This is a genomic window from Ponticaulis profundi (genome assembly GCF_042659465.1).
GTDB lineage: Bacteria > Pseudomonadota > Alphaproteobacteria > Caulobacterales > Hyphomonadaceae > Ponticaulis > Ponticaulis profundi.
Genome location: NZ_JBHSSW010000001.1, coordinates 94,010 through 112,911, shown reverse-complemented (window position 1 = coordinate 112,911; position 18,902 = coordinate 94,010). Strand labels below are relative to the sequence as shown.

Sequence of the window (18,902 nt, the reverse complement as noted above, 5' to 3'; positions counted from 1 at the left end):
ATTGCTTCTTTCTGGCACATGTTGACGCGTTCTGTCGTCAGTCATGCAAGATTAACGCCCTTGCCCGTGCAGGTCACAATAAAAGCAGAGTCGCGAGGCCGAGGAAACTCAGGAAACCGACAATATCCACCGTTGTTAAGAGGAAAACTGAGGATGAAACGGCCGGATCGGCACCTAAACGCTGTAAACCAAGCGGAATCAGGATTCCGGACAGGCCTGCCCAGAGGAAAGTTCCGATCATTGCAATCGCTATCACGAGCGATAATCGGACATCTGCGAACCAGAAGAACGCAATCACCGCCACAGCGGCGGAAAACACAATACCATTGATAATGGCCGTCAGAAGCTCGCGCACAATGGCGCGGCGAGCCGCCGAACCAGACAGTTCACGCTCGGCAATACCGCGCACGGATACGGCGAGCGTTTGCGAGCCCGCATTACCGCCAAGCGCGACCACCACCGGCATCAGAACGGCCAGCGCGACATAACTGTCAATGGTTGCCGAAAACATGGAAATCACACCGGATGCGATAAAGGCTGTGAAGACATTGATCAGCAGCCAGGGCGCCCGCGAACGGAAAGACGACACGACCGTGTCAAATCCACCAGCCGAGCTGACGCCCGAAAGCGCCAGAAGGTCTTCCCGGTTTTCTTCCTGGATAACGTCGACGACGTCATCAATCGTGACCATACCGGTCAGGCGCCCGGATTCATCGACAACCGGCGCAGAGGTCAGGTCATATTTCTGGAAGAGGTAAGCGACCTCTTCCTGGTCCATGTCCGGACCGATCTCAACCTCAATCTCTTCTGCGATCTGACCGAGTGGCACGCTGCGCGGTGTCCGCATGATCTTGTGCAGCGGGACCGCGCCAACCACGCGGAATGCCGGGTCGATAATATAAATCTCGAAAAACACGTCCGGCAGGTCTTCAGCATTGGCCCGGGCATGATCGACCGCCTGCCCCACCGTCCAGAATTCCGGCGCAGCGAGAAAATCACGCTGCATGAGGCGACCGGCAGACTCTTCGTCAAACGCAAGAACCCGTTCCAGCTCCTCGCGGTCGCGGATTTCCATGTTCTCGAGGATCGCGCTCTGACGGTCTTCCGCCAGGTCTTCGAGAATGAGCGCTGCATCATCACTGTCGAGCGAGTTGACGGCTTCGGAAATCGCAGCGTCCGGCAGATTGTCGACAACAATCTCACGATACTCATCGCGCAGCTCAAGCAGGATTTCGGTTGGGAATTGTTCGCCCAGCAGCTCCGCCGTTTCGGACAGAACGCTCCGCGGCAATTGCTCCAGCAGGTCGGCCGCATCGGCCGGGTGATAGGCATCCAGATTTTCAAGAACTTCGCCGGGCTTACCGGTCTCGAAGGCTTCGATCAGCTCAGAAAGCTGTTCGGCTTCAAGCTCTTCTTCGGTGAGTTCCTCTTCCAAGCGGGTATCTGGTTCATGTTCTGCTTCCATGACGCACCCCTCGAAAAACTGGTTTCACTCATGCTCTCTGATCTCAGAGAGCTGGAAGGTGGTCAATGGTGGATTTCGCTCAGACGCTTCGCAAACTGCTGAACGGTCGTAATCGGTAGGGGATTGGGCTGATGCACCGAAAGATGGGCAGCGCGTCTGCTGGTGTTTCTTCGAAGAGAGAGAAAATGGTGCGGTCGAGAAGACTCGAACTTCCACGGGTTGCCCCACAGCGACCTCAACGCTGCGCGTCTACCAATTCCGCCACGACCGCACGCAACAGAGGGGCGCTCATAACCTGAAACATCATCGCTTGTGAAGTGGCTTTTTTCAGATTTTTCGGGAAAAATCATCCGACAAGCGTCGGATCAGTCGATCACATTGAAATCCTGCGCATTTGCAGGCCGTGTCACGACGACAGACATACGCTCGCCTTCGATCTGAATATCGCCCTTTGCGATCGGGTGATCATTCGCCAGAATCCACACCTCGTCGGTGTCTTTTGTATCAAGTGGAATCACCGCACCGCGACCCATTCGGAGCAATTGGTGCATTGGAAGCTTGGAACGGCCCAGAATGACCGCTATTTCGACCTTCACAGCATCAAGTTGACGCGCCATATCCGATATCCATCTGTCAGAAAGTTCGGTCAGTTTTGCGCTGTCCGGTTAGTTTGGAGTTAAGATTTTGAAAAACCCGGCTTCCGAAACCATTGAATGGGCTGTTTCGGATGAGCTTGTCCCATATGATTTCGCGCACGACTATATGCACCAGCGCGTCGCCGATATTGTCGATGGCCGCGCCAGCGAACTTGTATGGTTTCTCCAGCACCCCCCGCTCTACACGGCCGGCACCAGCGCCAATCCGGCAGATCTGCTCGATCCGGAACGCTTCCCGGTATTCGATGTCGGGCGCGGCGGTCAGTACACCTATCACGGCCCCGGTCAGCGCGTCGCCTATGTGATGCTGGATCTGCGCGAACGAGGACGCGATGTGCGCCAGTTCGTACAAACACTCGAACAGGTGGTGATTGACGCTCTGGCCGCTTTCAATGTTGAAGCCGAGCGCCGTGATGGCGACCGGATCGGCGTCTGGGTCGATCGCACGCCAGCCAATGGTGAATTGCGCGAAGACAAGATCGCCGCGCTGGGCATAAGGCTGAAAAAATGGGTGAGCTTTCACGGGCTCAGCCTGAATGTCGAACCGGACCTTTCGCATTTTCAGGGCATCACGCCTTGCGGCGTCTCAGATCCGCGCTTTGGCGTCACAAGTCTTGTCGATCTCGGACGGCCCGTTTCCATGGGCGATGTCGATATTGCCCTGAAAGATGCCTTTGGGGATCATTTCGGCATTCTGAAACGGGTCGAAGCGCCAATCCTGCCGACTGACTGAGCTATCGCAGGGCTCGCGCATAATACGCGACGGCTTTTTCACCCGGCTTGAAGACCTGCTCACCGATGGGCTCAAAACCGCATCGTTTGTGAAAGCGGTGCGAGCCGGGATTGTCCGGTAATGTGTTGACCTCACACGTTATCACATCGCGATCCGAGAATATTCGATAGGCATCCTCATAAAGCATGGGACCAACGCCCTGCCCGCGCGCAGCTTCTGCAAGCGCAATCCGGTCAACATAGATCTGAGTCCGGCCGGTTTTCTCCTGCCAGGCTTCCAGCCAACGCAGATTGTCACTGCCATAAGCCAGAGTTCCGGGCTCAACCAGATTGATGAAACCCATCACTTTACCATCGGCGCCGACCGCCACGCGGCAAATGCCAACAGACAGGATCTGCCGAAGACTTTCCTGGCTTTCCTGGCTGACACCCGGCGTGGACGCTTCGTTGATTGCGAAGACGGCCTCAAAATCACCGGGCGCGTAATCCCGTATGGTCAGCGTGTGCCGGGTCAAAGCCTAGAGAGCGGAGAGAAGGTCGCGCACCGCCTGCAGACCGTCTTCGGCCTTGTCGCCATCCGGACCACCAGCCTGCGCCATGTCCGGGCGACCACCGCCGCCTTTGCCGCCCACAGCACCGGCTGCCGCTTTCACCAGATCGACCGCTGAAACCTTGTCCAGCAGATCTTTCGTGACGCCGGTCGCAACCGCTGCCTTGCCGTCATTCACGGCGATGAAGACCGTGACGCCGGACCCGATGCTCTGCTTGGCTTCATCAATCAGCGTGCGCAGATCTTTCGCCGGAACACCCTGGAGAACACGCGCCATCAGTTTGATGCCATTGATCTCTTCCGGGCCTTGTGCCGGCCCGCTGGCAGGGCCTGCCATTGCAAGCTGGCGCTTGGCTTCAGAGAGTTCTTTTTCAAGGTCCTTGCGCTGATCCAGCAACGCTCCAACACGGTTCGACAGTTCAGACAAAGGTGTCTTCAGACGGTCGGCAGCAGCTTGTCCAAGCGCCATCTGACCACGCAGATACTCAAACGCCGTCCGTCCGGTTGTCGCTTCGATCCGGCGGATACCCGCTGAGACACCGCTTTCGGACAAAATCTTGAAGACCGCGATATCACCTGTCCGGTTCACATGCGTACCGCCGCAGAATTCCATGGAAAAATGCGCTTCGGCATCAACGCTGCGTCCCATGGTGAGAACCCGGACCACATCGCCATACTTTTCGCCGAACAGCGCAAGCGCGCCTTCTTCAATGGCCTGATCGGGCGACATCTCACGGGTTGATACATCTTCATTCTGGCGAATGATCGCATTGACCTGATCTTCGACGGCCTCGATCTCGGCATCGGTCATGGGCTGGCCATGGCTGAAGTCAAACCGCAGTCGATCAGCTTCAACGAGTGAGCCCTTCTGCGTGACGTGCGAGCCGAGCACATTGCGAAGCGCCGCGTGAAGCAGGTGCGTTGCAGAGTGATTAGCCTTGATCGATGTACGGCGCTCAATGTCGATAGACAGTTCGCCCTGATCGCCTGTGCTGATCGTACCCGAGACAAGCTCGCCGACATGGGCATGCAGGCTACCTGCCCGCTTCTGCACATCGGTCACTTTGAACGCCGCGCCGTTCGCAAAAATGATCTCGCCATGGTCGCCCGACTGACCGCCGGATTCCGCATAGAACGGGGTTTCATCCATCAGGATTTCACCCGCACCTTCGCTCAGCGCTTCAACCAGCGCGCCGTTCTGAACAATTGCCAGAACTTCGCCAGACCCCTTGGTGCTGTCATATCCGGTAAAGCGCGTCGGGCCGAGACGACCGACAAGCTCATGCCAGATTTCACCTGTTGAGGCGTCACCAGACCCTTTCCAGTTTGCCTTGCCGGATGCACGCTGTTCCGCCATCGCCGTGTCAAAACCGTCTGTATCGACCGTCAGACCGCGACCACGCAGCACGTCCTGGGTCAGGTCGAGCGGGAAGCCATAGGTGTCATAGAGTTTAAACGCCGTCTCACCTGGAAGCGCTTCGCCTTCTTTCAGAGCGCCCGTTGCATCGTCCAGCAGCGCCAGACCCCGGCCGAGCGTCCGCTGGAAGCGAGCTTCTTCCTGTTCGAGCTGAGCTGTGATCAGCGCTTCAGCGCGTTTCAGTTCCGGGAAGGCCTCACCCATTTCCGTAATAAGGGCTGGAGTCAGCAGGTGCATTTTCGGTTCTTCAGCGCCCAGAAGGTGGGCGTGACGCATGGCGCGGCGCATGATGCGACGCAGCACATAACCGCGTCCTTCGTTCGACGGCATGACCCCGTCTGCCAGAAGGAAAGCTGATGAGCGCAAATGGTCTGCAATCACACGGAATGACGCGAGCTGGTCGCCCGCGGCCTTGCGGCTGAATACATCTTCTTCCGCCGCGATCAGCGATTTGAACAGGTCGATATCGTAATTGTTGTGAACGCCCTGGAGAATGGTGGAAATCCGCTCCAGCCCCATGCCCGTATCAATGCTTGGCTTTGGCAGGTTTTCACGCGTGCCATCTGCAAGCTGGTTGAACTGCATGAAAACGAGGTTCCAGATCTCGATGAACCGGTCACCATCTTCTTCCGGGCTGCCCGGAGGGCCACCCCAGATATCGGGGCCGTGATCATAAAAGATCTCCGAGCATGGACCGCATGGCCCAGTATCGCCCATGGACCAGAAGTTATCAGAGGTCGCGATGCGGATGATCTTGTCATCAGACAGACCGGCAATCTTCTTCCAGAGCGTCGCCGCCTCATCGTCTTCGGCGTAAACCGTGACAAGCAGCTTGTCTTTGGCGAGGCCGAAATCACCCGTTACCAGATCCCAGGCCTGCTTGATCGCCTCTTCCTTGAAATAGTCGCCAAAGGAAAAATTGCCGAGCATTTCAAAGAAGGTGTGGTGACGCGCCGTGTACCCGACATTGTCGAGGTCGTTATGCTTGCCGCCAGCGCGCACACATTTCTGAGACGTCGTCGCACGCGGTGATGTCGGCTTTTCGGCACCTGTGAAGATGTTCTTGAACGGCACCATACCGGCATTGACGAAGAGCAGCGATGGATCATTCTCTGGCACCAGCGGCGCTGAGGGTTTGACCTCGTGACCGCGTCCTTCAAAGAAGGACAGGAAACCTTTTCGAATATCCGATACACTCGTCATCAATCACACCTTACGGGTTGTCTTTCGGCCAGAGCGCGCATTTCCACACACACTAAGACCCCGGATATATAGATGACCGGGGTCTTCGCCAACCGCTTTGCGTAAGTGTGAGCTTATTCGTTGACGGCAGCGTCGTCTGAAGAGTCATCACCAGACAGCATGACGTCCGCAATCAGGCCGGCATGGGCCCGGATCGCATCTTCGATTTCATGCGCAATTGCCGGGTTTTCACGCAGGAACTTCTTCGCATTCTCGCGTCCCTGACCAAGACGGTCTTCCTTATAGGAGAACCATGAACCTGACTTGTCGACGACATCCGCCTTCACCCCGAGGTCCAGCAATTCGCCCATTTTGGAGATCCCCTCCCCATAGACAATGTCGAACTCGACCTGCCGGAAGGGCGGCGCCACCTTGTTCTTCACCACCTTCACGCGTGTCTGGTTGCCCACCACTTCGTCGCGATCCTTGATCGAACCGATACGGCGAATGTCCAGACGAACAGATGCGTAGAATTTCAGCGCGTTACCGCCGGTCGTGGTTTCCGGGCTACCGAACATCACACCAATCTTCATCCGGATCTGGTTGATGAAGATCACCATGCAATGAGATTTGGAGATTGAACCGGTCAGTTTGCGCAGTGCCTGGCTCATCAGACGCGCCTGAAGACCTGGCAGGGAATCCCCCATCTCGCCTTCAAGTTCCGCGCGCGGCGTCAGGGCTGCAACCGAGTCGATGACGAGAACATCAATCGCGCCGGACCGGACCAGTGTATCGGCGATTTCGAGCGCCTGCTCACCGGTATCCGGCTGAGACACCAGAAGGTCATCAAGATCCACACCGAGCTTACCGGCATAAACCGGGTCAAGCGCGTGCTCAGCGTCTACGAATGCGCAAACACCGCCGTTTTTCTGCGCTTCTGCAACGCAGTGCAGAGCCAGTGTCGTCTTACCAGAGCTTTCCGGACCATAAATTTCAATGATGCGGCCTTTCGGCAGACCACCAATACCGAGCGCAATATCAAGCCCCAGAGAACCGGTGGAAACCGCTTCAATGTCCATGGCCTGATTGTCGCCCAGTCGCATGACGGAGCCTTTGCCAAAATTGCGTTCAATCTGACCAAGTGCTGTCTGAAGTGCTTTTTGTTTATCCACGCCGTTCCCATCCACGAGTCGAAGAGCTGGTTGTGCCATAATCTATCTCCTACTTAACTGAGTCTCAGACCGTCCACCAGCCCGATCGCTTCAAGTTCTGAGGAGTATGTACCACATTTGTTCCATGAGAACAAACGGGAAACATCATAAAAAGAAACAGCCCCTATATATTGGGGCTGCCTCCCGGTTCGACCGCTAGATCAGGCGGCTGAAAGCTCTTCTTTCACGCGTTCTGCCAGCTTTTCCATGCGGAACGGCTTCGGCAGGAAGGAAATTGCGCGCTCTTCATCCAGCGTTTTTGTGAGGTCGCCCTCGGAATAACCGGAAATAAACATCACCCGCGCATCACCGAGATACTCGCGCGCCTGTTTCAGAAGGCTCGGCCCATCAATTCCCGGCAGAATCACATCAGAGATCAGAAGATCGATCTCGCCCTGATTCTCGATGATGAGATCAAGCGCCTCTTCACCATCGGCCGCTTCAATCACGTCATAACCGCGATTACGCAGAAGGGTCGCCGCTATGTTGCGAACGCCGTCTTCATCCTCGACCAGCATGATACGGCCACGGCCCGCCAGATCGCGCGGCGCCTTGACCTTTTCTTCCACATCATTGGCCGGCACATCGCGAACCGCGTCCAGCTCTTCAGCTTTCAGCGCTGGCAGATAGATGAAGAAGCTCGTCCCCTCACCGACCTTGGATTTCGGACAGATATAGCCGCCCGACTGTTTGACGATGCCATAAACGGTCGCAAGCCCCAGGCCCGTTCCCTTGCCCTGTTCTTTGGTTGTGAAGAATGGCTCAAAGATGTTTTCGATGACCTCTGGCGGCATGCCAGAGCCGTTGTCACGGACTTCGACGCAGAGATATTCGCCCTCATCGACATATTCAAAGCCATTGTCATGCGCATCTTCGCTGGTCACGCGTGATGTGGAGATGGTCAGCTCGCCGCCACCTTTCTCAATCATCGCGTCACGCGCATTGGTGGCCAGGTTGATGATCGCGTTTTCCAGCTGACCCTTGTCCGCACGGATCATTGGCAGGTCACGGCCATGATGCATTCTCAGGACCACACGTTCATCCAGAAGCGGACGAATGAGGTAATTCAGCTCGTTCAGAACGTTTGAAACATTCAGGATTTCGCGCTTGAAGGTCTGCTGACGTGAGAATGCCAGCAACATTTTCACCAGTTCCGCAGAGCGCGACGACAGCTCATGGATTTGCTGCAATTCATCAAAGCTTGGGTCGCCAACCGTATGACGCTCCAGCAGCTTGTCGGTATGCAGCATCACACCGGTCAGCATGTTGTTGAAATCATGCGCAACGCCGCCCGCAAGCGTGCCGATCGCCTGCATTTTCTCAGAGTGGATGAGACGGTTCTTGAGCTGCATCTGCTCCGTCATGTCCATGGCATATGCAAGGTTCGGCTTACCGGCAGAATCCAGCGTCACGACCAGCGTCACATCCCGCTGTGGCTTGGTCTGTGTCTGCAACTCGACCGGATGGTCGACGGCGGAGAGCAGAACCTCCTGCATGTCGCGGTCATCGGAGTCGCATTTGAAGAGATCAGCGAATTTCGCACCCGGCGTCGCCTTGCCTTCGGTCAGCTCGACCAGAGAGCGGTTGGCATCGACAATGCAGGCTTCTGACAGGCTCTCACCTTCCAGCCGCGCCACGCCAAAAGGCGCATCATCGAACATCGGATCATGATCGGTTTTCTCCGGCCGCGCAGACGACGCCGCTGTCAGCCGTTCGTTGCCGAGTTTCGGCGCATTGACCGGCGAAAGCACAATGGTCCGTGCAACCGAGTCAGCACCTTTGCCGGTCCAGGTCGTCGCCGTCTTGACCACATTCTCAACGCCATCACGCGCCCGGATGTGCAGATCCAGCCAGACCGGCTGGCCTGACTGTTTCTTGTCGCGGCGAAAAATCTTGACCGACTCGGGGCGCAGAATGTCTTCAACTTTCACATCAACGAGTTCATCGGACAGGCCGAGGAAATTGCGCAGCCAGCTATTGGCATAGGAAATCTGGCCATTCGCGCGCGTGATGAAAAAGCCAATCGGCGCTTCCTCGACGAACAGAGCCCGGGAATCCGCTGCCCCCATCGCCTCGCTCATGCCGGACAGCCGGCGCAGACGCCAGAGCGTGCGTTCATGATCCAGCGGAGACACAGCCACTTCGAACTGCGCAGGCACATTGTCATCACCAATGGCAATCGCGGGCAGCACTTCCCGGCGGGACTCGCCCGCTTTCGCAGCCCGCGACAGGCGATAAATCGGCGCATTCAGGCCCGGATTTGCGCCGAACAGGCGATCAACCGTTACGGCGCGCTCGGTCTCGGTGACAACGCCCAGCTCATTCGTCAGCGCTGTATAGGCATCATTGGAAGATACAGCACCGCCGCCTTTTTCCGTTACGATTACCGCCTCATCAAGCGCATTGATCCAGGCAAATGGCGTCTTGCGCCGGGCCGCAACCTCTTCGACAGCACCGCGCGCCGGAAACAGGCCAAGGCGTTTGCCAGCCCCGCGCAAGATCCAGACAAGAAACACCATCCCGCCCGACGCCATGGCGATCAGCAGAACTGGCCCAGTCTGGCCGACAGCGTCCGGACGGACAATCGCGACACATGCTGCGATGACCGCGATCAGAAGAGACAGCCAGAACACCGCCTGAAACATATCCAGACCACCCGATTCCGGGACGGTGTCGTTATCCGGCGCATGCTTGGCGATCGACGGCTCGATCATTGGGTCAGGTGTATCAGTCATGGAAATGCTCACTTGTGTGTGCGTAATCTGTCACGATTCGGGGATGGCTCGTTAGCGTCATCGCTTTAGCGGCCTCCGCGCTTGGTGCGCATGACAAAGCTGATGATCTTGGCCACCGCTTCGTAATGTTCTTTCGGAATAACTTCATCCACTTCGATGCGGGCATAGAGGGCGCGCGCAAGCGGTGGGTTTTCGACCAACGGAATGTCATGCTCTTCGGCAATCTCGCGGATACGCAATGCCAGATCATCAACACCCTTGGCGATACAGATCGGCGCCGGTGTGGAGTCGTCATATTTCAGCGCAACAGAATAGTGCGTCGGGTTGGTGATGATCACACTGGCATCCGGCACCGCGGCCATCATGCGCTTGCGTGACCGTTCAATGCGCAACTGACGGATCTTCGCCTTGACCTGCGGATCACCTTCGGACTGCTTGTGCTCGTCCTTGATCTCCTGCCGGCTCATTTTCATTTTCTGATCGTATTGCTGCTTCTGGAACAGATAGTCGATCGCCGCCACCAGACCGACAACGACCAGCGTTGCAATCAACAGACGTCCGGCAAGCGATTGCAGCACACCGGCCAGGAGCGCGAGTTCGACCCCGCCTGCCCGTTCGATCAGAGAGAGATGCGGCCAGACCGCATAAGCCAGCGCCAGAGAGACCGCAGACAGCTTCAGAATGGACTTGAAAAGGTTCATCCAGCCCTGCGGTCCGAACATCCGCTTCAGCCCGTCAATCGGCGACAGCTTGGACAGCTTCGGCTTCATCTTTTCCGCCGTCCAGTTGGGCGGGTTCTGGATGAGGTGCCCGGCCACCGCAAACGCCATCATCACGCCGAACACGATGGCAGCGACTGGCGCGACAGCCCAGATCAGAGACCGCGTCAGCGTCATGACGCCTTCGCGCCCCACATCAAAGGAATGCGGATGATCAAGCAGGGACACCAGAGGATGCGCCAGCATCCTCATCAGCGGCACCGCCGCCGAGACCAGTACGGCAATGCCCATCATGGTAAACCAGATGGGCACATCCTGACTTCGGGCAACATCACCCTTCTTTCGCGCGTCGTCTAACCGTTTCTGGGTGGGTTCTTCGGTCTTCTGACTCTGGTCTGGTTGTTCAGCCATGCCTTAGATCCCTCCCTGATTCAGAAAACGGTCAAAGCCTTCCAGCCATGCCAGCATGCCTGCGCCCATGCCGAGCATGACGACAATCAGGCCAAACATGATCGAGCTTGGCATGGCGATGAAAAAGATCTGGATCTGCGGAATGAGCCGAGCGGCCAGACCGATGGCCAGATTGAAGATCAGACCGAACGCAATGGCAGGCGCGGCAATCTGAATGCCCAGCCGGAAGGCTTCGGTAAAGGCCATCACACCATATTGGGTGGCGTCTGAAATGTCTGGCAGCGTGCCAACCGGGAAGAGATCATAACTGTCGACCGCGCCTTGCAACATCCAGCGATGAATACCGGCACCCAGAACCAGAACGACAGCGATCAGCGACAGAAACGTCGACAACACCGCCCCTTGCTGGCCTTGCATCGGATCAAGCTGCATGGCAAAGCCGAGACCGGTGTGCAGCGAGATCACCTGCCCGGCGATGGAGGCCGCCGACATCAGAATACGCGCTGCAGCGCCAAACATCAGACCAATCAGGATCTCACCGATCAGCATGGTAATCGCAGTGCCAAGGTTTTCCGGTTGCCCCGGCAGATCTGCAAACAGGCCCGGTGCCAGCGCAAAGGTCGCCAGCAAGGCAATGGTCAGCCGAAAACGCGCAGGGATGGCCGCCTCCCCAAATCCGGGAGCCAGCATCAGTACAGAGCCCAGCCGCGCAAACAGCAAAGCGCCTGCCCAGACATATGGCAAAAGGTCCAGCATCTACATACTTGCGATCATCGCAAAGGTTTCCTGCGCATAAGCCGCGATCAGCGCGCCCATCATCGGCAGAAAGATCAGGAGCGCGATAAAGATAGCCACGATCTTCGGAACGAAGACGAGGGTCATTTCCTGCACCTGGGTCAATGCCTGCACGAGTGCGATGATCACGCCGACCGCCAGACCAATAATCATGGCTGGCGCCGCCATCAGGACCGTCGTCCAGAGCGCTTCTCGTCCGAGATCTAGTACTTCTGCACCCGTCATAATTCTTACCCTGGTAAGCGCGACAATTAACCTTTCCAAAGAAAAGGTTAACAAAGCGCTTAAACTTTGTGGCTTTTCGCTGATACGCCGGGGCAATCAGACAATGAGTCTCGTTTAATTTCCAGCCGCAGCGTCAGGCCCTATTTCGGTGCCAGATGGATCAGCTCTTCTCCGGCCAGATAGCGTTTTAGATTGGCAAGGAACGTCTCGTCAGCGCGCACAAAGGTTCCGAGGGTCAGAGAGCTGTCATGTGGTGTAATCGCGATGTTCGGATGACGCCAGAGCGGGCTCGCTTCCGGCAGAGGCTCCGTCGCGGTCACATCCAGCGCCGCAAAGGCCGGTTTGCCGCGATCCATTTCCGCAATCAGCGCAGCCTCATCCACCAGAGCGCCGCGCCCCAGATTCATGAACATGGCATCATCCTTCATCGCGGCGAAGAAATCGGCATCGGCCATGTTTTCGGTCTCCGGCGTGTGCGGCAGACAGAGAAGCGTGATGTCAGCGTCTCTCAGCGCCGCACCCATCTCTTCTGGCGTCACAATCGCATCTGCATAGTCATCGGTTCCGCCTGACCGGCGCACGCCTGTCACCAGACCTCCGAGGGCTTTGACACGCCGCGCGACCGCCTGACCGATCGCGCCATAACCGACGATCAGCCATTTGGAGCCGATGAAATCACGATGATAGATGCGATGCCACTCGGCCTCTTTTTCCTGCGCCCGGTGCTGACGCCCGGCCTTCAGCCAGTCCAGCGCCTGCCAGATCGCCCATTCGGCCATGGCTTCGCTTTGCGTATGATTGGTCGTGTAAAGGCGCGCCTTGGCATGCACCGCCTGCAGGGTTTCATTGTCCATGCCCGCGGCCGAGGACTGAAACCAGTCCAGGTCCGGTAAATCGATCAGAAATCTGAAAAATGCGCGTACTTTTGGTCCGAAAAAGAAATCGGTATTGCCGAAGACCATATCGGGAACCGGCTGTGACACCGGCTCACCTGTGAATCCATTCGCAAAAACGCCCTCATCATCCATGGTGATGAAGTCCACCTCTGCCGCATAGCCGCGCAGCTCATCTTCCATGCGCCGGAACGCCTTCTGGTGGAGCAAGCATGTTCTGGTCATTTCACCATCCTCCCTTGCCAACATTACGTGCTTGTAATGCCCGCTTTCCTCAATTCCAGACTTCACGGCTTTCCTGTGCCTGACAACACGGTAAGAATGCAAACCCAGTGCTTTATTCAGAGGAAAGCGAGAAAATTCATGCGCAGCCTGCTTCTCACCACAGCCGCTGTCTTTGTCCTGGCCGCCTGCGACCCAGCGACGGAAACACCCACGAACACGACAGAAACGACCACGCCTGCCGTCACAGAAACGGCTGCAACTGAGGAAGCGATTGCTGAAGAATCCGCGCGCCTCAATGCCTGGTTCGACGAGAAATACGAAGAAGTCCTGCAAAGCAGCCCGATGAGCATGACGCAACTCGGCCGCAAGGATCGCTATGACGAAATTGACGACATGTCATTCGAAGCGCAGCGCGAGCAGATTGACTGGCGTCTCGCGACCGTTGACGAAATGAAGTCGAATTTCGACTATGATCTGCTCGATCAGGAAGCCAAGACGTCTTACGACCTCTGGATCTACAATGCAGAACGAGCTGAAGCGAGCTGGGACTGGCGCTTCCATTCCTATAATTTCGAACAAATGGGCGGGTCACAGGCCTGGATCCCGCAATTCCTGATCAACTTCCACAAAGTTGATACCGAAGAAGATATGGTCGCCTATATCTCACGGGTCAGCGAATCCGCTCGCGCCATCCGTCAATTGCTCGAGCAGACGCAACAATCGGCAGAAAAAGGCATCCGCGCGCCAACCTTCGCATATGAAGGCGCGATCCAGCAGGCAAAGAACGTGATCACCGGCGCGCCTTTCACAGACGGCGACGATTCCGCGCTGTATGCGGACCTGAAATCTGAAATCACGACACTCGAAGAGGCTGGCAATGTCACGCCGGAACGCGCCGAAGAGCTGATGGCGGACGCCGAAACAGCCCTGATCGAAGATTTCGGCCCGGCTTATCAGGCGGTCATCGACTGGATGAGCGACGATATCGAGAACACGGCAGCCGAAACGGTCGCCGGCGACCTGCCGGATGGCGCTGCCTTCTATAACTACCGCCTCGCCTCTTCGACCACGACTGACCTGACCGCCGACGAAATCCATGAAATCGGCCTGTCTGAAGTGGCGCGTCTGCGTGAGCAGATGGTCGCTGTGAAAGACAGCTTCGGCTTTGAAGGCTCTCTGGAAGAGTTCTTCGTCTTCCTGCGTGAGAACACAGATGATGAGCGCCTTTACTACCCGAACACGGATGAAGGCCGCCAGGGCTATATCGATGATGCCACGGCAGACATTGAAAACATCAAACAGCATCTGCCGGAATATTTCGGCATTCTGCCAAAAGCCGATGTCATCGTGAAACGCGTCGAGCCTTTCCGTGAGCAGGCTGGCGCCGCACAGCACTACAATTCCGGCACGCCGGACGGTTCACGCCCGGGCATCTACTATGCGCACCTGCTCGACATGAAAGCCATGCCGAAGCGAGAGCTGGAAGTGATCGCCTATCACGAGGCCATTCCGGGCCACCATATGCAGATCTCGATTGCTCAGGAGCTGACGGGCATTCCGCAATTCCGCACACAGCAATTCTTCAACGCTTATGTCGAAGGCTGGGCGCTCTATTCGGAATATCTCGCCAAGGAAATGCCGGGCACATATGAAGATGACCTGTCAGAATTCGGCCGTCTCGGCTCGGAAATCTGGCGCGCCATTCGTCTGGTGGTCGACACAGGCCTTCACGCGAAAGGCTGGACCAAGCAGGAAGCCATTGATTACTTCCAGGCCAATTCAGCCATCACGGACGCGCAGGCCCTTGCTGAGGTCGAGCGCTATATCACCTGGCCGGGCCAGGCGACCGGCTACAAGATCGGCATGCTGAAAATTCTCGAACTGCGCGAGAAAGCGAAAACCGAGCTTGGAGACGACTTCGACATTCGTGGGTTCCACGATGCGGTGCTGGGTGGCGGCGGCCTTCCTCTGGAAGTCCTGGAACACCGTATTGAGGCATGGATCGCTTCGGTCAAAGACGGCACCTATGTGCCAGCCCCGATGCCGACAGACACCTCTGAACCAGCAGGCGCCACCGAAGACGAACCGGCTGAATAAGCCGAAAACAGATCTCAGAACGAAAACACCGGCCTCGCGCCGGTGTTTTTTTATGTCCTAAAATCTACCCACTTTCAGTCACTTACACATATCTCTCAATTTTGTGATCGCTGAGCAGCCCTTTGTAACCGGAATTTCACTCGACTTTTTTGATCAATTTGTGGACATGTGATACCTATATCGCACAAATTATAGACAGGGAGGTCTTTTATGCTGCGTTCTATCACTTTTGCCCTTGCGGTGACTTTTCTCGCTCCAGCGGCACTCGCAGGCACCCAATCGAATTTTCAGGTGGCTATTTCCGTAAACACGTCAGCGCTTTCAAACAGCGCGACAGCAGCTGCGGAACTGGACAATGTGAAAAATCAGGCTCGTGATGCTTGCCGGTATCGCCCTGAGTCTGTGCTCTCAAACCGTGTTGATTCCCGCTGCGTCGACAGCATTGTGAACAATGTCGTCGAGCGCTACAGCAACCCAGCACTCGTCCAGGCCACGCAAGCGGCCTCGTCGACCGAAGGTTGACCCCGTAAAGGCAGGCCGGGTTTTCCCAACCTGTGTCTCTAACCAGACTCTGGCTAAGACCCCTCAATCCGGTCTGCCGACACGTTGAATGCCCTTCCCCCAGGAAGGGCATTTTCGTATCCGGGCCTCTGTCAGTCCGCAGCCTTGCGAGCAATCACAAGCTTCGCAGCGCCTGCATCAGGCCAGTATGTCTGAAGGACGTGAAAGCCCGCCGCATCAATCCAGGCTTCCAGCTGATCTTCGGTAAAGCTGTTCACGAAAGGCGCCTTCCCGAGCAGGCGCGCAACAGGCAATGCAAGGCGCAGAAGCGGATTCATATGTCCGACAAGGCCTGTGCTCTGCACGAAAATACCGCCCGGCTTCAGCCATTGGTGGATGCGCTTCATTTCTGCCAGCGGGTCTTCTGTCAGATGCAGAAGATTCATGGCGAGCACGACATCATAGCTTTCCGGCGCGATCGAAAGGCCTTCCAGATCCGCCTGCTCGAAGGTGACATTTTCAACGCCAGCACTCTGCGCACGCTCACGGGCGTGCCGAAGCATTTCATCGGAAATGTCAGTAGCTCGAATGTGGCGAACAAACGGAGCGTGTTCCAGCGCCGTTCCACCTGTCCCGCAGCCAAGCTCCAGGACATCCATATTCGGCATCAGAAAGGCCTGTGTCAGTCGGAGCTTGTGTTGATAGGCTTCCTCATCAGCAATCGGTCGGCGCGCATAACCATCAGCCATCTTGTCCCAGAACCCACGCGCACCCTTTTCACCAATTCCCATAAACGTTCTATTCTCCTTCGCTAAAATCAGAATATATCGTTTTTCGATATTATTGTAAATCGATAATTTTTGAGACGGCGAATGGGACTGCTTTGAACCAGGACCGTATTGGTTGAGAGCCCACTCATTCCCTCTGCGACCTGCATATTGGAAATGTATTTCAGAACGGAGCCGCCCAATGGCGTCGTTTGTCAGGATTGTACTTCCCGGGGGGAATGTTAAGCCTAACGCTTGGGAAATTAGTTTGGAGGAAACGTCACACCATGAAGACCACTATGACGGCCATGGCCCTCATCCTGTCTCTGTCCGCCTGCGCGACACAGACCGAAGCACCTGCACCGGCAGCCGCGACACCACCGCCAGCAACAGATACCGCGACCGAAGTAGCAGAGATGACGGAATCGGAGCGGCTCAACGCATTCTTCGAAGATGTCTTCATGGAAATGGTGATGCGCAGCCCGCAAACGCAGACCTATCTGGGCATCAAGGAAGATTACGACAAATGGAATGACGCTTCAGATGAGCGCGCCATCGAAGACTTCGAGCTTGAAACCGCGCGCTACAATCAGATGAAGTCGGAATTTGATTACGACAAGCTCGATGAGAGCGCCAAGCTGTCCTATCGCCTGTATGAAAACCAGTACCAGCAGGACAAGAAGGCGTTCGCGTATCGCGACTATAACTACACCTTCAATCAGATGTTCGGCGTCCAGAGCTCGGTTCCAGCCTTCCTGATCAACCAGCACAGCATCTCGTCCAAGGCAGAAGCGCAAGACTATATTTCCCGTCTGGAAGGCGTTGCAGACTATCTCGAGCAGCACGTCCAGAACGCTGAAGACGCCGCCGAAAAAGGCATTCGTCCACCTCTGTTCGTCTATGACTATGTCATCTCGGATGCGCGCAATGTGCTGACGGGCTACCCGTTCACCGAAACAGAAGACATGAGCGACAGCCCGCTCATGCAAGACTTCCGCAAAAAGATCGATGCACTGATGGAAGACGGCACGATCAATGAAGACGAGTATGAAACCCTGCTCGCTGATGCCGAAGCCGCCTTGCTGACATCCGTCAATGAGGGCTTTCAGGCCGTGATCGATTTCATGGAAGCCGATGTTGAGAATGCGACAACGGATGATGGCGCCTGGAAACTGCCAGACGCGGACGCTTATTACGCCATGCGTCTGAACCGCATGACGACAACGGACATGACGGCGTCAGAAATCCATGACCTCGGACTGTCTGAGGTTGCCCGCATTCATGACGAAATGCGCGCCATCATGGACCAGGTCGGTTTTGAAGGCACACTGCAGGAGTTCTTCGAATTCACCCGAACGGACCCGCAATTCTTCAAGCCCAACACCGAAGAAGGCAAAGCTGAATATCTGGCAGAGGCAACCGCTCTGATCGACACCATGCGTGACGAGCTGCCGGACATGTTCAACACCTTCCCGGAAGCAGATCTGATTGTGAAAGCCGTAGAGCCTTTCCGCGAGAAATCTGCGGGCAAGGCGTTTTACCAGCGCCCGGCACCAGATGGCTCTCGCCCGGGCACCTATTATGCCAATCTCTATAATATGGCGGACATGCCGGTCTATCAGATGGAAGCCCTCGCCTACCACGAAGGCATTCCGGGCCACCACATGCAGATTGCCATTGCGCAGGAGCTGGACGGCATCCCGAGCTTCCGCAAATTCGGCGGCTACACCGCCTATACCGAAGGCTGGGGATTGTATTCGGAATACTTCCCGAAAGAGTTTGGCTTCTATGACGATCCGTATTCTGACTTCGGTCGTCTGGCCATGGAGCTATGGCGCGCGGCACGCCTCGTGGTCGACACAGGCATTCACGACAAGAAGTGGACTCGTGAGCAGGCCATTGACTATCTGATGACCAACACCCCGAACCCGGAAGGCGACTGCATCAAGGCCATTGAGCGCTATATCGTCATGCCGGGTCAGGCGACGGCTTACAAAATCGGCATGCTGAAAATTCTCGAACTTCGCGAGCATGCCAAGACAGAACTTGGCGAGGATTTCAACATTGCCGAGTACCATGACACAGTTCTGCGCAATGGTGCGGTGCCACTGGATGTCCTGGAAAGCCTCGTCGAGGATTGGATCGCCACCAAGAAAAATGGCTAATTCCACTCTTAATTGAGATTAAAACCGCCCGATTTTCCCAGTCGGGCGGTTTTTCATATTTTTATGAGTAAATGCGTTAAATACACCCTAACGTGCCTTATTCTGTTTACGTCTCATTAAGACCTCAACCTGATTTTCGCCCGGATCGACGTTAAG

The 18,902-nt window shown here is 56.2% G+C and carries 15 protein-coding genes and 1 tRNA gene; 4 read left to right on the top strand and 12 right to left on the bottom strand.

The genetic code is table 11. The annotated features are described in order from the left end of the window. Positions 1-73: 73 nt before the first annotated feature. The 3 genes from mgtE to ACFQDM_RS00565 form a co-directional block, all read right to left on the bottom strand. Entirely contained in the window at positions 74-1,465 is a 1,392-nt protein-coding gene (gene mgtE, locus ACFQDM_RS00575) for a magnesium transporter (protein ID WP_377374074.1), read from the bottom strand. Positions 1,466-1,651: 186 nt separating this feature from the next. Further along, a tRNA-Leu gene (locus tag ACFQDM_RS00570) sits at positions 1,652-1,736 on the bottom strand. A gap of 94 nt (positions 1,737-1,830) precedes the next feature. Next, on the bottom strand, positions 1,831-2,082 hold the full coding sequence (locus ACFQDM_RS00565) for a FliM/FliN family flagellar motor switch protein (protein WP_377374072.1): 252 nt from the start codon (positions 2,080-2,082) through the stop codon (positions 1,831-1,833). A gap of 67 nt (positions 2,083-2,149) precedes the next feature. Between ACFQDM_RS00565 and lipB the strand changes: the two genes are divergently transcribed. Continuing rightward, positions 2,150-2,854 carry a lipoyl(octanoyl) transferase LipB gene (gene lipB / locus ACFQDM_RS00560; RefSeq protein ID WP_377374069.1) on the top strand — a complete coding sequence of 235 codons (705 nt, stop codon included), beginning with the start codon at positions 2,150-2,152 and terminating at the stop codon, positions 2,852-2,854. Between the two features lies 1 nt (position 2,855). Here lipB and ACFQDM_RS00555 read toward each other — a convergent pair whose 3' ends face one another. The 8 genes from ACFQDM_RS00555 to ACFQDM_RS00520 all read right to left on the bottom strand — a co-directional run bounded on the left by ACFQDM_RS00555 (position 2,856) and on the right by ACFQDM_RS00520 (position 13,216). Next, the gene (locus ACFQDM_RS00555; RefSeq protein WP_377374066.1) at positions 2,856-3,368 is read right to left on the bottom strand and encodes a GNAT family N-acetyltransferase; all 513 of its coding nucleotides are present in this window, start codon (positions 3,366-3,368) and stop codon (positions 2,856-2,858) included. A 3-nt stretch (positions 3,369-3,371) separates the two neighbouring features. Beyond that, on the bottom strand, positions 3,372-6,023 hold the full coding sequence (alaS, locus tag ACFQDM_RS00550; RefSeq protein WP_377374063.1) for an alanine--tRNA ligase: 2,652 nt from the start codon (positions 6,021-6,023) through the stop codon (positions 3,372-3,374). A 113-nt stretch (positions 6,024-6,136) separates the two neighbouring features. Then, positions 6,137-7,213 carry a recombinase RecA gene (gene recA / locus ACFQDM_RS00545; protein WP_377374061.1) on the bottom strand — a complete coding sequence of 359 codons (1,077 nt, stop codon included), beginning with the start codon at positions 7,211-7,213 and terminating at the stop codon, positions 6,137-6,139. A gap of 161 nt (positions 7,214-7,374) precedes the next feature. Then, positions 7,375-9,948 (bottom strand): ATP-binding protein, encoded by a 2,574-nt coding sequence (locus ACFQDM_RS00540; RefSeq protein ID WP_377374058.1) that lies wholly within the window; start codon positions 9,946-9,948, stop codon positions 7,375-7,377. A 65-nt stretch (positions 9,949-10,013) separates the two neighbouring features. Continuing rightward, positions 10,014-11,078, bottom strand: a complete 1,065-nt coding sequence (gene flhB / locus ACFQDM_RS00535) for a flagellar biosynthesis protein FlhB (protein ID WP_377374055.1) — start codon at positions 11,076-11,078, stop codon at positions 10,014-10,016. Between the two features lie 3 nt (positions 11,079-11,081). Further along, positions 11,082-11,834 carry a flagellar biosynthetic protein FliR gene (fliR, locus tag ACFQDM_RS00530; RefSeq protein WP_377374052.1) on the bottom strand — a complete coding sequence of 251 codons (753 nt, stop codon included), beginning with the start codon at positions 11,832-11,834 and terminating at the stop codon, positions 11,082-11,084. Beyond that, on the bottom strand, positions 11,835-12,098 hold the full coding sequence (fliQ, locus tag ACFQDM_RS00525; RefSeq protein ID WP_377374050.1) for a flagellar biosynthesis protein FliQ: 264 nt from the start codon (positions 12,096-12,098) through the stop codon (positions 11,835-11,837). Positions 12,099-12,238: 140 nt separating this feature from the next. Further along, the gene (locus ACFQDM_RS00520) at positions 12,239-13,216 is read right to left on the bottom strand and encodes a D-2-hydroxyacid dehydrogenase (RefSeq protein WP_377374047.1); all 978 of its coding nucleotides are present in this window, start codon (positions 13,214-13,216) and stop codon (positions 12,239-12,241) included. Between the two features lie 138 nt (positions 13,217-13,354). Between ACFQDM_RS00520 and ACFQDM_RS00515 the strand changes: the two genes are divergently transcribed. Both ACFQDM_RS00515 and ACFQDM_RS00510 read left to right on the top strand, forming a co-directional pair. Next, the gene (locus ACFQDM_RS00515) at positions 13,355-15,313 is read left to right on the top strand and encodes a DUF885 domain-containing protein (protein WP_377374044.1); all 1,959 of its coding nucleotides are present in this window, start codon (positions 13,355-13,357) and stop codon (positions 15,311-15,313) included. A gap of 210 nt (positions 15,314-15,523) precedes the next feature. After that, positions 15,524-15,835, top strand: coding sequence for a UrcA family protein (locus ACFQDM_RS00510; RefSeq protein ID WP_377374041.1), 312 nt, complete (start codon positions 15,524-15,526; stop codon positions 15,833-15,835). A gap of 131 nt (positions 15,836-15,966) precedes the next feature. Here ACFQDM_RS00510 and ACFQDM_RS00505 read toward each other — a convergent pair whose 3' ends face one another. Continuing rightward, positions 15,967-16,605: a class I SAM-dependent methyltransferase gene (locus tag ACFQDM_RS00505; RefSeq protein ID WP_377374039.1), complete on the bottom strand. Its 639-nt coding sequence runs from the start codon at positions 16,603-16,605 to the stop codon at positions 15,967-15,969. A 263-nt stretch (positions 16,606-16,868) separates the two neighbouring features. Between ACFQDM_RS00505 and ACFQDM_RS00500 the strand changes: the two genes are divergently transcribed. Further along, positions 16,869-18,746 (top strand): DUF885 domain-containing protein, encoded by a 1,878-nt coding sequence (locus ACFQDM_RS00500; RefSeq protein ID WP_377374036.1) that lies wholly within the window; start codon positions 16,869-16,871, stop codon positions 18,744-18,746. Positions 18,747-18,902 lie beyond the last annotated feature (156 nt).

Excerpts from the sequence above, each read along its gene's own strand:
- fliR (WP_377374052.1), bottom strand. The coding sequence starts at position 11,834 with ATGCTGGACCTTTTGCCATATGTCTGGGCAGGCGCTTTGCTGTTTGCG.
- alaS (WP_377374063.1), bottom strand. The coding sequence starts at position 6,023 with ATGACGAGTGTATCGGATATTCGAAAAGGTTTCCTGTCCTTCTTTGAA.
- ACFQDM_RS00515 (WP_377374044.1), top strand. The coding sequence starts at position 13,355 with ATGCGCAGCCTGCTTCTCACCACAGCCGCTGTCTTTGTCCTGGCCGCC.
- flhB (WP_377374055.1), bottom strand. The coding sequence starts at position 11,078 with ATGGCTGAACAACCAGACCAGAGTCAGAAGACCGAAGAACCCACCCAG.
- recA (WP_377374061.1), bottom strand. The coding sequence starts at position 7,213 with ATGGCACAACCAGCTCTTCGACTCGTGGATGGGAACGGCGTGGATAAA.
- ACFQDM_RS00510 (WP_377374041.1), top strand. The coding sequence starts at position 15,524 with ATGCTGCGTTCTATCACTTTTGCCCTTGCGGTGACTTTTCTCGCTCCA.
- ACFQDM_RS00540 (WP_377374058.1), bottom strand. The coding sequence starts at position 9,948 with ATGACTGATACACCTGACCCAATGATCGAGCCGTCGATCGCCAAGCAT.
- ACFQDM_RS00520 (WP_377374047.1), bottom strand. The coding sequence starts at position 13,216 with ATGACCAGAACATGCTTGCTCCACCAGAAGGCGTTCCGGCGCATGGAA.
- mgtE (WP_377374074.1), bottom strand. The coding sequence starts at position 1,465 with ATGGAAGCAGAACATGAACCAGATACCCGCTTGGAAGAGGAACTCACC.
- ACFQDM_RS00500 (WP_377374036.1), top strand. The coding sequence starts at position 16,869 with ATGAAGACCACTATGACGGCCATGGCCCTCATCCTGTCTCTGTCCGCC.
- fliQ (WP_377374050.1), bottom strand. The coding sequence starts at position 12,098 with ATGACGGGTGCAGAAGTACTAGATCTCGGACGAGAAGCGCTCTGGACG.
- ACFQDM_RS00565 (WP_377374072.1), bottom strand. The coding sequence starts at position 2,082 with ATGGCGCGTCAACTTGATGCTGTGAAGGTCGAAATAGCGGTCATTCTG.
- ACFQDM_RS00505 (WP_377374039.1), bottom strand. The coding sequence starts at position 16,605 with ATGGGAATTGGTGAAAAGGGTGCGCGTGGGTTCTGGGACAAGATGGCT.